The 12835-nt window shown below is 71.6% G+C and carries 3 protein-coding genes; all 3 read right to left on the bottom strand.

Annotated features, from left to right (window positions below):
• Nucleotides 1-74: 74 nt before the first annotated feature.
• Nucleotides 75-10364, bottom strand: coding sequence for an amino acid adenylation domain-containing protein (locus tag ACLML9_RS01240; protein WP_411943708.1), 10290 nt, complete (start codon nt 10362-10364; stop codon nt 75-77).
• Between the two features lie 254 nt (nt 10365-10618).
• Complete coding sequence (locus tag ACLML9_RS01235) at nt 10619-11695, bottom strand: LuxR C-terminal-related transcriptional regulator (protein WP_411943707.1); 1077 nt, start codon at nt 11693-11695, stop codon at nt 10619-10621.
• Nucleotides 11677-12507 carry a M23 family metallopeptidase gene (locus ACLML9_RS01230; RefSeq protein WP_411943706.1) on the bottom strand — a complete coding sequence of 277 codons (831 nt, stop codon included), beginning with the start codon at nt 12505-12507 and terminating at the stop codon, nt 11677-11679. Before ACLML9_RS01230 ends, ACLML9_RS01235 begins: the two co-directional genes overlap by 19 nt.
• Between the last annotated feature and the right edge of the window lie 328 nt (nt 12508-12835).

The following is a 12835-nucleotide window of genomic DNA, read 5'->3' as shown; positions in this document are numbered from 1 at the left end:
GCCATGGCGGCGCGGCCGGACCCGGCCGCGCCGAAACAGTCCGCGGCCTGCGATAAGTCGCCCCTGCCCCGCTGTCAGCCCAGTAGCGTGGGCAGGCCCAGCACCGTGCCGACACCGGACCAGGCCGCGCCCGGCTCGTCCTGCTCGTCGAGGATTAGCGTGGTCAGATCCTCCAGTGCGCCGGGGTCGAGTACCGCCAGACCGGCGCTGTCGGACCACAGATGCGTGATCCACTCACCCGCCGGGGTCGCGTCCGGCGGCTCTGCCGGGAGCAGCACCACCGAGGCGCCCGCGGCACCGGCGGCCACGGTCTCCAGTACCGCCGCCGGACTGTCGCCGCGGCCGGCGCGGTAGGTCCTGGCCTCGTAGGTGAGGCCGGTGACGGTGCGCACCCGGGTCACCGCGGCGGCCAGCTGGTCGTAACTCACCTGCCGGCCGGTACCGTCCACCACGACCAGATCGCTGCCGCGCAGTGGCTGCGCCCGGTGCGCGTAGGTGACCGGCCGCGGCGATTCGGCGGCGATCTCCGCGGCGAGCGCCGGATCGTCGAGCAGCAGCCATTCGAGGTGGGGCGCGGCCGGGGCCCGGCCCACGGCCAGTCCGGCCGCGACCGCCAGCTCCGCGGCCGCCGCGACCTCCAGGGCATCGGCGGGCACGAGCGTGGCGCCCGCCTTCAGTACCGCCCAGGTCGCCACCACCGCGTCCACCCCGCGTTCCAGCGCACTCACCACGCCGGTGCCCGGACCGCATCCGCGCGCGATCAGCACCCGCGCCAGTCGCGAGGACCGGGCGTCGAGCTCGCGATAGCTCACCGCCGCCTCTCCACACACCACCGCGGGACCTTCCGGATCGTCCTCCACCGAGGCGCCCAGGGTCTGGGCGAGCGCGGTTCCCGCGGTCGCGGCCGGTGCCAACTGCTCGGCGGGCGGGAGTGCGCGGGGGCGCTCGGGCGCCTCCGAGTAGTCGATATCGCCCACCGGCACCAGCGGATCGGCGGCGACCGCGGTGAGCGTCCGCCGCAGCCGGCGGCCGAACGACCGCACCGTCTCCTCGTCGAAGAGGTCCGTGGGATAGGTCAGTACGGTGTGCAGCTCACCGGGCCCACCGTCGGCGTCGTGGCCGGGATCGATATCTATCCGCAGATCGAAGGTGGCGGTGAGCTCTCGGCAATCCAGCGACCACACGGACAGGGCCGGCAGTTTCAGCGCGACCTGCTCGTCGTTCCCCACTGTCAGTAGTACGGAGAACAGTGGATTGCGCGCGGTGGCCCGCTCCGGAGACACGACCTGCACGACCTGTTCGAACGGGATATCGGCATTGTCGAACGCCGCCAGGCCGGTTTCCCGTGTCTCGTCGAGCAGTTCGGCGAAGGGCCGGGTGGCGTCGACGCGCGTGCGCAACGCGAGGGTATTGGCGAACCTACCGACGAGTTCGTCGAGCGCCCGCTCGCCCCGGCCGGCGACCGGGGTGCCCACCACGATGTCTTCCGCGCCGGTCAGCTGGTGCAGCAGCACGCTCACCGCGGCGTGCAACACCATGAACAGCGTGGCGCCGCGGTCACGGGCGAGCCGGTTCAGTCCCTCGTGGACTTCGGCGGGCACCGCGAACCCCGCGGTGCCGCCCCGCATCGAGGGCATCGCCGGACGCGGCCGGTCCAGCGGCAGTTCCGGTTCCCCGGTCGCGCCGCGCAGCCGGTCGCGCCAGTAGGCCGATTGCGCTGCCGCGACCGAGTTCTCGTCGGCATCCGCCCCGAGCACCGCGCGCTGCCAGCTCGCGTAGTCGGCGTACTGCACCGGCAGCGGCGACCAGCGCGGCGATTCCCCGCCGACGCGGGCCAGGTAGGCGGTCATCAGGTCACGCGCCAGCGGTGCGAGCGAGGCCGGGTCGGCGGCGATACGGTGCACGACCAGCGCCAGCACATGCCGGTCGGGGCCGGTGGTGAGCAGTAGCCCGCGCACCGGGACCTGCGTGGTGACATCGAAGCCGCCCGCGAGTAGTTCGCCGATCCGGCCGAGCGCGTCCTCGGTGGTCTCCGACTCCAGGCCGCCGCGCAGCGCCTGCGCCACCGGCAGGATCTCCTGGTACGGCAGTCCGTCCGGACCACCGGGATAGCGGGTGCGCAGCACCTCGTGCCGTTCCAGGACATCGGACAGGGCGTAGCGCAGCGCGGACGTATCGAGCGCGCCGTCGAGTCCGATGGCGAGCGGAATATTGTGGACCGCCGAATCCGGGACGAGCCGGTCGCCCGGCCACAGCCGATATTGCCGCGGAGACAACGGGATTCGTTCGGGTCGATCGACCCGCGCCAGTGCCGGTCGCTCCACCTGCGGGACGACTCCGGGAACCACCCGCGCGGCCAGCGCGGCCACCGTCGGCGCCTCGAACAGCACGCGTACCACGAGCTCGGCCGACAGCGCCTCGTTGATCCGGGCCACCGCCCGGATGGCGGTCAGCGAATTACCCCCGAGAGCGAAGAAATCGTCCGCGGCGCCGACGCGTTCGACGTCGAGCAGATCGGCGAACACACCCGCCACCACCGTTTCCACCCGGCCCGCCGGGGCGGTGTAGGGCGCCCGGCCGGCCACCGCCGGAACCGGTAGCGCCGCCCGGTCGAGTTTCCCGTGCGGGGTCAGCGGCAGCTCCTCGACGACGACCAGGGCCTCGGGAACCATGTATTCGGGCAAGAACTCGGCCACCTGCTCGCGCAAAAGCGCCGGATCGAGGACGACCTCCTGCTCCGCGGCGGGCACCGCATAACCGAGCAGCCGGTCCCCGGCCACCTCGTCGGTACGCACCAGCGCGACCGCCCGGCCCACCCCCGGGCAGCGCAGCAGGGCCGACTCGACCTCGCCGAGTTCGATCCGGAACCCCCGCAACTGCACCTGCGCATCCCCGCGACCGGCATATTCCAGATCGGCGCGGCCACCGAAAGCGGCCCAGCGGCCGATATCACCACTGCGATACATCCGTGACCCCGGCGCACCGAACGGGTCGGCGACGAATCGGGTGGCGGTGACGCCCGGACTGTCCGGATAGCCGCGGGTCAGCTGCCGCCCCGACACATAGATCTCGCCCGGTACACCGACCGGCGCCGGGTGCAGGCGCTCGTCCAGCACGAATGCGTCCAGACCGGGCAGCGCCCGGCCGATCACGCCGGCCGGGTTGTCCACCAGCTTTTCGTCGAGAGCCAGGAAGGAGGCGTGCACGGTGGTCTCGGTGAGGCCGTACATGTTCACCAGCCAGGGCCCGTCCGTCTCGGGGCCGCCGTGCCGTTCGTACCAGCTCCGCAGCCGGCGCAGATCCAGCGCCTCGCCGCCGAACACCACATAGCGCAGGGCGAGTGCGCCGGCGCCGTCGCCGTGCGCGAGCCGGTCGGCCTCCGCGAGTCGATAGAACGCCGACGGTGTCTGGTTGAGCACGGTCACCCGTTCGCGGATGAGCAGTTCCCGGAACTGTTCGGGCGACCGGGCGGCCGACCGGTCGACCACCACCACCGATCCGCCGCTGGCCAGTGCGCACCACAGTTCCCATACCGAGAAATCGAAGGCGACCGAATGGAACAGGGTCCACACATCGGCGTCGTCGAATTCGAACAGCAGCTGGGTATTGGCGAAGAGTTCCACCACGTTGCGGTGCGCCACGGCCACCGCCCGGGGCACACCGGTGGAACCGGAGGTGTGGACGACATAGGCCAGGTTGTCCGGGCGTAGCGGGGCCCGGCGCTCGGCGTCGGTGACCGGCTCGGTGGAACGGTTCACGGTGTCGGCGAGCAGGATCACCGGCGCGGCCACGGCCGGGACGGCGTCACGTTCGGCGGCGGTGGTGAGGACGGCGACCGGGCGGGCCTCGGCGAGCACGAAGTCCAGTCGCTGCCGTGGGAAGGTGGTGTCGATCGGCAGGTAACCGGCACCGGACAGCAGCACACCGAGCAGCGCGACCGGCAACTCCTCGGTCCGCGGCACCGCCACGGCCACCAGGGTTTCCGGGGCCGCCCCGGCGGCGATCAGGGCGCGTGCCACCTGATACGACCGGCTCAGCAGTTCCTCGAAACTCAGCACGGCCCCGCCGGACCGCACGGCCGGAGACCGCGGCCGCAGGCGGGCCTGGGCCTCGATGAGGTCGACCAGCGTCACCGCCGGCACCCGGACCCCGCCACTGTTCCACTCCCGCAGCACCAGATCGCGTTCGCCGGGGGCGAGCAGATCGATATCGCCCACGATCCGGTGCGGATCGGCGGCCACGGCGTACAGGATCCGCAGCAGCCGGTCCGCGTGGTCGCCGAGCGTGGGCGCGTCGAACAGGTCGCTGGTGTAGGTGAAGGTGAGCCGCGCCTCGGCGCCGGTATCCAGCAGGTCCACCCGCAGGTCGAGCATGTCCGGCAGGCGGGCGGGCGCGTCCGTGGTGGCCAGCAGTACCCGGAAGGGCGGCTGCCCGGCGGCGGTGCGCACCGTGTCGATCAGTTGTCCCAGTCGTTCCGTGCCGCGGCCCCCGGTCTCGAAGAGCGCACCACCGGCGATGCGGGCGGTGCCGAGTAGTTCGTCGAAGCGCAGCGCCGGATCCAGATCGGTATGCAGTACCGACAGTCCGGCCGCGGCGTGCTGGGTGCTGAACGCGCCGACCGCGATATCCCGGTGCCCCGACAGCCGGGCCAGCAGAATGGCCAGCGCCGCCTGTATCACGGTGAACGCGGTCGTCTCCTGCTGCGTCGCGATATCGTTCAGCGAATCGAGCAGTTCGATATTCAGCTCCCGCGTCACCTGACCGCAGCGTCCGGACGGGGCGGCCGGGCGCGGTCGATCGGCGGGCAGCTCGGCGCGGCCGACGAGCGTGCCGGGGGGCCGCCACCAATCCGCGGCCGGAGTCGAGCCGAGTTCCGCGGGCACCGCCAGCAGTTGGCCCACGAGCGCGTGCAGTAATACGGAGAGGGCGCCGGCCGCGGATTCGTCGATGAGTTCCCGGCGGTACCACAGGCGCAGCAGCAGCCGGTCCGCCGACTCCGCCATCAGCGTCACCGGGTAGTGGGTGAGGGCACGGGAGGTCAGCTCCAGCACCTCGAGCCCGTCGAGGCCACCGGCAATGGCCGGGCGTGCCGCGCCGACCGGGTGTGGGTCGTAGGCCAGCAGGGTGTCGAAGAGGCCCGCCGCTCCCGGCGCCGTATCTGCGGCGCTCAGATGGTGATGGTCGCGCAGGGCATGCTGTTCGGTTCGGATGCGGGCCAGCAGATCCCGCACGGTCCACCCGGGTTCGAAACGCACCCGCATCGGGACGGTGTTGGCGAACAGACCGGCCATCTCGCCGACGCCGCTCAGCCCGGACGGCCGCCCGGCGACCACGACACCGAACACGATGTCCCGGCGGCCGGTCAGACCCGCCAGCAACAGCGCCCACAGCGCCTGCACCACGGTCTCGACCGTCACCCCGGCCGCGGCCGCGTACGCCGCCATGGCGGCTGTCTCGACATCGCCGAGCGCGAGATCGACCTTCCCGATCCCGGTTTCCGGTCGAGTGGGCGGTGCGAGCACCGGAGCGAGTTCGGTCGGCCGGGCACCCCGCAGTACCTCCGCCCAGCGGGCCCGGCCGGCCGCGATGTCCTGCCGCGCCAGCCAACCCAGATAGTCGCGATAGGCCGGGGGCCGCGGCAGCGCCGCCGGGTCACCGTGGCGGGCGTAGAGGGTCAGCAGATCCGCGAGCAGGATCTGCGCCGACCGGCCGTCGAAGAGCAGCTGGTGCGCGGCCAGCACGAGATGGGTGCGGCCGGATACCGTGCGATACACCGTGCACCGCAGCAGCGGCGCGGTATCCAGCGCGAACCGGGTGAGCCGTTCGCTCTCCAGCAGTTCCGGGATCTCGTAGTCGCCGACATCGCCGGACACCAGCCACGGCACCGTGACGGCCTCGGTCACCAACTGCACCGGAGACCCGTCGGCGGTCGTCACGAACGCGGTGCGCAGTACCGGATGCCGGTCGACGAGCCCCTGCGCGGCCCGGTGCAACCGGTCCAGATCTATGACGCCCCCGAGTTCGACGGCGAACAACATCACATAGTCGTCGGGACCACCCACCGTGAACTGGGAATGGAAGAACAACCCCGCGCCCAGCGGCGCGAGCGGCAGCACATCGATCAGGCCCGGGTGCTCCGCGCGCCAGGTATCGAGCTCCGCCTGCCCGACGCGGACCAGCGGCAGATCCGAGGGAGTCAGGCCGCCGGCCGCCGGGTCGGCGATATGCCGGGCGATGGCATTGACCGCGGCCAGCCATTCGTCGGCCAGCTCCCGGACCGCCGGCTCGTCGACGATATCGGCGGCATAGGCGAACGAGGCCGTGATCCGGCCGTCGCCGCCGACGACGGCTTCGATATCGATCACCGTCTCCGCCGGCATTTCCCGGTCGAACGCGGTCGCGAACCCGCCGAGTTCACCGAGAGGCCGCCAGGCCGTCTCGTCGTCACCGGGCACCGCGAACCGGCCCGTACAGGCGAAACCGATCTGTGCCACGGGCCCGTCGAATTCACCGGGGTCCGACCGGCGCAGCAACCCGAAACCGAGCGGCCGCGGGAGGGCCACCAGCTGTTCCTTCACCGAACGCAGTAGCGCGGCGGTCACCGGGCCCGCGGCCAGTGCGGCCCGGGGGTCGATATCGCCGAGGTCCAGGGCCACCGGATATGCCGTATCGAACCAGCCGATGGTACGGGTGAGATCCGCCCCGGGCAGCAGCGATTCCGAGCGTCCGTCGCCGAACAACCGGACCCGGGTGGTCGCGCAGTCCACCCCGCGCCGCGACCGCCAGTTCCGCACCGCCAGGGCGAGCGCGGCCAGCAGCGGACTGTCGGAATTCGTCCGGTACAGCACCGGTACCTCGGTCAGCACCACCTCGGCGATATCCGCCGGTACCTCCACCGCGAACCGGTACACCGACGCGTGGGTATCGATGGTGGGGTCGATCGCCCGCACCCCGAGCAGCGGGTCCGGGGTGGCCAGCACCTTCCGCCACTCGGCGAGTGCGGTGTCGCGGTCCGGTGGCGCGACGGGTTCGGCCGCCGCCTGCGCCCAGCGCCGGAACGACGTGGTGACCGGGGGCAGTTCGGGACGCCGCCGACCGGCCACCTGCACCCAGGCCCGAGCCAGATCCGCCAGGAGGATCTGCCAGGACACACTGTCGACCACGTAGTGGTGCACGGCGAGCAGCAACGCGTCGCGAGCACCCGCACGGCACAGCCGGGTCGCGGCGACCATCCGGCCACCGAGCGGATCCAGGCGCGCCACAGTCGTTTCCATCGCCGAACCGGCGGCCTCGGCCGGACGGGACCCCGCGGGCACCTCGACCTCGGCGAGCAGCCAGCTCTCCCCGACCGGCCCACTGTCGGGAACCTCCCACCGGTACTGCCCGTCCTCGGCCGCCAGCCGCGCCCGCAACATATCGTGCCGCTCCACCACGGCACCGAGGACCGCCGCCGTCCAGGCCCGATCGATCCCCTCCGGCAACGCCAGCACCGCGGTCTGCGCGAAACCGGAATGCACACCCCCCGCCAGGTGCTCGGCCAGGATCGGGGTCGGCGGTACCGCACCGATACCGTCGGCCGGGATCGGCGGAGTCTCCTGCTGCCCGAACCCACGCGCATACCCACGCCGGGTCAGGTGGTCGGGCGGTCCCGCCGGACCCGGCGAAACCGCGTCCCCTCGGACGCTGCGCCAGTTCTCCGCCGGCCCCCCGCGTTCGAACGGTCGGGCCGAAGGCGACAGGCTCTCCCCCGGCCCACCCACGCGCCCGGATTCGGGCCGCGCATCGCGAACCGCCGCGTTCGTCACAGCAGGCGGGACCGCTTCCCCCGCGAACCCACGCGAACGCTGCGGCAACGCACTCCGATCGAGCGCAGTGTCCCGCTGCTGCGGCACTTCTCCGCGCCCCGACCTCCCGTTTCGAGGTAGTGTTCCGGGCACGAACTCACCGGACCGCTCCGGCGGCACCGCACCACCCCCGCGCGCAGCCGCAGATCCCGGCAGCACCTCTCCCCCGAGCCCACGCGAACGTTGCGGCAGCGCGGCACGGTCGAAGTCATCGGCAGAACCCACCGGTACCGCACCGTGCCCGAGCTCAGGCGAAGATCCCGGTAGCACGCCTCGACCGACCTCACGGCCCGGAACCGGCGGCATCCCCGCCCCGGGTCCACGCGAACGTCGGGGCAGCGCACCATGTTCGATCCCGTCGGCGGAACCCGCCGGCACCGCACCACCCTCGCGCCCACGCGAGGATCTCGGCAGCGCACCTCGACCGACCTCACCGCCCGGAACCGGCGGCGCCTCTCCCCCCTGCCCACGCGAACGTTGCGGCAGCGCAACCCGTTCGATCCCGTCGGCCGAACCCACCGGCACCTCACCGCCCTCGCGCCCACGCGAAGGCCCCGGCAGCGCGTCCCGATCGAACTCACGGCCCGAAGCCACCGGCACCTCACCGCCCTCGCGCTCACGCGAGGACCCCGGCAGCGCGTCCCGATCGAACTCACGGCCCGAAGTCGGCGGCACCTCGCCCCTCAGCCCACGCGAACGTTGCGGCAGCGCAACCCGTTCGATCCCGTCGGCCGAACCCACCGGCACTCCATCGCCCTCGCGCCCGCGCGAAGATCCCGGCAGCGCCGCTCCTCCGAGCTCACGCGAACGCACCGGCAGCGCGACATGTTCGAAGTCGTCGGCCGAAGCCGTCGGCACCGCGCCGCTCCCGAGCCCACGCGGAGATCCCGGCAGTACAGCCCGACCGAACTCGCCCGCCGAAGACTCTTCGTGCCCGATCCCGCGCCCGCGTTCCGGCAGCACTCTGCGCTCGTCCTCGCGACCCGAAGCCGGAGAGCCCCCCACCGGCCCGGCCGCGCGCCTGCCTTCACGCGGACCACCGTGACCGGCCTCGTGGAGGGGAGTCGGCGCCGGCTCGCGGATACCCGCGGGCAGCGCTTCGGGCTCCGCCGGATTCGGCGAGACCGTTCCCCCCGCGAATCCGCGCGAACGTTGCGGCAACGCACCCCGGTCGAACTCACCGCTCGGAGTCTGCGGAACCTCACCCCGCCCGGCCCCGCGTCCCTCCGCCCGGGAACCGCCGCGGCCCAGATATTCGAGCTCTTCGCCGCGCGGCGTGACGATCCGCCGCACCAGATCGCCGGTGCGGTACATCCGGGCGCCGGGCCGGCCGAGTTCGGCGCCGAAGGGCGCGGCGACGAAATGCTGCGCGGTGAGTCCGCGCCGCCCGAGGTACCCGTGCGCCAGCGCCGGCCCGGAAAGGTAGAGCTCACCCACCACACCGGTGGGTACCGGCCGCAACCGGGCGTCGAGAACGAAGACACCGGTCCCGTTCAGGGCGGCGCCGACCGTGATCGGTGCCCCCGGCGCCGTCGTACCGGGTCCGGTCGCGATGACACCGGCTTCGGTGCGACCGTAGCCGGTGAAGAAGTTCCGCTCGTGCGCCCAGCGGCCGATCGGCTCGAAGTCGCATGCGCCACCGATGGCGGCGACCACGTGCAGGCCGGTGAGCCCCGCCGGGTCCACGGAGGCCAGTGCCGCCGGGGTGGTGAGCACATGGGTCACCTGTTCCCGCGCCAGCAGATCGGTGAGGTGCCGGCCGTCGGACGTTCCCGCAGGGACGAGCACCAGCGTGGCGCCGGAGCTGAAGGTCAGCAGTAGTTCCAGCACCGAGACGTCGACGTCCGGGGAGCACATGTGGGCCACCCGGGAATCGCTGGTGATGCCGTAGTGGTCGGTGGCCGCCGCGACCACCGGGGCCAGTCCGCTGTGCGGGACCACCACACCGGTGTGTTCCCCGCCAGGAGCGGAGGTGTAGGCGATATAGGCGGGATGGCGCGCGTCGAGCATCCGGACCCGGTCGGCATAGGAGATCGGATGCCGCGCCCGTCGTCTGATCCGTTCGGCCTGCACCGGATCGTCCAGTTCCATCCAGTACAGGGACCGGCCGAGCGCGGATCGATAGCGTGAAGTCGTCAGACCGAGAACAGCTCCCGAATCGGCGGCCAGCCGGTCGATCCGGTCGCCGGGTAGATCCGGATCGATCGGCACATGGGCGGCGCCGGTTTTCGCGATCGCCCATATCGCGAGGACCGATTCGGGGCTGCGCGCGAGCCCGATCGCCACCGTGTCGCCCGGTCCGATTCCGCGTTCGATCAGTTCCCGGGCCAGTCGTGAGGACCCTTCGTCCAGCTCCTGGTAGGTGATCTCGCGTTGGTGGGCGGGGTCGCCCGTCGGGTTGAAGCGGATCGCCACCTCGGTGGCGGCGGATTCGACGGCGGCGGTCAGCAGCTGGGCGAACAGCGGGCTTCCCGAACGACGCCGTCGACTACCGAGAAAAGGACGGCGGGCAGTGTGCATTCGGGTGCGTTCACCTCTCGCATCGAGCCAGGTCCCGGCCCCCTACATACCCTGCGGGGGTGGTAGGGCATATGGACCGGGGCCGGCGCGGTGTGGCCATCATATTCGGGAGCGCCCCGGGTCGCCGCCCGGGGAACGAGCCACCACCGGCGGGACGTCACGCCCCGCCGGGAGGTTTCCGCCGTTCGGGTTCCGTCGCTACACCGGAAACACAGGCCCGGACGTCGCCGCCCATCCCCGGCCGCTGCACGGGTTCACAACCAGCCGCGCCGGATCGCCTGTACGCCGGCCTGGAAACGGGTGCTGGCGCCGAGCCGCTCCAACAGCCGGGCGGTGCGCCGGACCACGGTGCGCCGCGACATACCGAGCCGGCGGGCGATCGTATCGTCGGTCGCCCCCATCCCCATCATGGTGAGGATGGCGCGGTCGCGTTCGTCGAGTTCGTCGGCTTCCGGCTGCACCGAGATCGGCGCGGACAGCGTCCACAGCACATCGAAACTGCGGACCAACATATCCAGCAGTGGTGACCCGTTGATCCGCAGCGCCATGGGGTCGGGGCGGCGTTCGTCGGTGTGTAGCACCAGGCTGGCGCGTTCGTCGTCGGCGATGATCAACTTGAACGGCGGATCGGGCAGGGTACGGGCCTGCGCGCCACGCGCATTGGTGGCCAGGGTGTGCCGTAGCCGGTCCGCGTCCTGGTAGATCGTGTCCTGGTAGAGGATCCGGTACCGCACGCCCTCGGCCATCCGGGTCTGTTTGAGTTCGGCGATCCGGCTGTCGCGTTCGGGGTCGCTGATATGCGGGCTACGCTCGACCATTTTCACCGAGCTGTCGGCGTTGGCGTGCAGCGACTCGAAATCGGCGAGCAGTTCGGCCCGTTCGAAGACCGGCGAGATCACGCCGTTCCAGCCCTGCGAGCGCCGGACGGAACGGAAGGTCTCGCTGAGCCGGGCCGCGGCCGCGTGCATGGTGCTGATCTCCTGGCGCCGCCGCCGAGCCTCGGCTTCGGACAGCGATTCCGGCGCTTGGGCGTCCCAGCGCGGGGCGCCGTCGGGCTCGGTGATCCGGATCACGGCACGCAGCCCGCACAGGTCGTCGAGCGCGTTCTCGACCACGGTCTCGGTTAGCGCGGTGTGCCGGGCGATATCGGCGAGCCCTGAACGCGGACGCTGTACCAGCGCCGCGTACACCCGACCGTGGATCGAGTCGGGTTCGAAGATATCGGCCAGTTCGGTCACGCCGGACGTCCGCAGTTCTGCCTGCAACCCCGCGGGGGTGGCGAGGATCGGGCGGTCGAGCGATTCTGTCGATCTCAGTGCGAGGGTCCCCACTCCAGCGGCACCCCCTTGGACACCATCCAGGTCATCGGATCGATCTTGTTACCACCTTGGTCCCAGATCTCCAGATGCAGATGGGGGCCGGTGGATTGCCCGCGGTTGCCTACGGTGGCGATCACATCACCCGCGTTCACCCGCTGCCCTTCGCTGACGTAGATTTCGTTGACGTGCCCGTAGACGCCGGTGGTGCCGTCGTCGTGTAGCACCCGGACCCACATTCCGAATCCGGAAGCCGGACCGGCCTCGACCACCGTGCCGGAGGCAACCGATTTGATCGGCGCGCCGAGTGTATCGGCGAAGTCGATACCGTAGTGCATGGCGCCCCACCGGCTGCCGTAGGTGGAGCTGACGACGCCGGCGACCGGCCGGACCGCGGCGGCGGGGGCGAGCTGCTGATGCAACTGCTTCAGGGTCTGCTCGGCCTGGGTCAGCGGGGCGGCGACCTCGGGCGGCAGATTCTGCAGGCCGAACGGTGCGGCCACCGGCGCGGGTGCGGCGATCGGAGCGGCCTGGACCGGCGCGGGCTGTGTATCGGCGACCGGCGCGGCCTGCGCCATCCGCTCGGCGGAGGCGGGCGACGCGTCCGCGGCGGGTGTGACCGGTTCGGCCTTCACGGCCTCGTCGTCGCCACCGCCGGGCAGCAGCGGCGTGGCGTAGGCGATGGCGGGGGCGATCTGGGAAGCGGTACCGATCAGCGCGCCGGCCGCGACAGCGGCTCCGGCTGCGGCGCGGACTTTTTCGGCCGCGGTGGCGGCGGCGCGGTGGCGGCGGGGGCGGACCTGCACATCGTCACCGACAAGGCTCATAACGGTGATGGAGCTGGGGCCTAATCGATGGTGCGCCAAAGGTCCGTCCTCGCTATCCGGTCATCAGGGTGGAACGCCGTGCACGGATCCAGCTACTCGAGCCGGGGTAAACGTAACGTTTCGGCATCCGTTGTGACGGTAACTCTACCGGCCCGTGACCGAATCGCAACCTTTTCAGAAAAGGGCCAGTTCAGGCAGGTAATACAGTCCGCACGCCCAGTTGTGAACACTGTCTTTTTCGTAATATTTGCGAGGTTCTCATGCCGGCCCCGCGCGGCACGGTCACCCCCCGGCAAACCCCACACCGACCCGCGACAGCGGCCGTCTC

It is taken from the genome of Nocardia sp. NPDC002869 (assembly GCF_046764065.1).
GTDB classification, from domain to species: Bacteria; Actinomycetota; Actinomycetes; order Mycobacteriales; family Mycobacteriaceae; genus Nocardia; species Nocardia rhamnosiphila.
Note: the sequence above shows the minus strand (reverse complement) of the source record. Positions and strands in the feature narration are given on the sequence as shown.

Bases quoted from the DNA above. Each gene is read 5' to 3' on its own strand.
- ACLML9_RS01230 (WP_411943706.1), bottom strand. From the start codon at position 12,507: ATGAGCCTTGTCGGTGACGATGTGCAGGTCCGCCCCCGCCGCCACCGC.
- ACLML9_RS01240 (WP_411943708.1), bottom strand. From the start codon at position 10,364: ATGCACACTGCCCGCCGTCCTTTTCTCGGTAGTCGACGGCGTCGTTCG.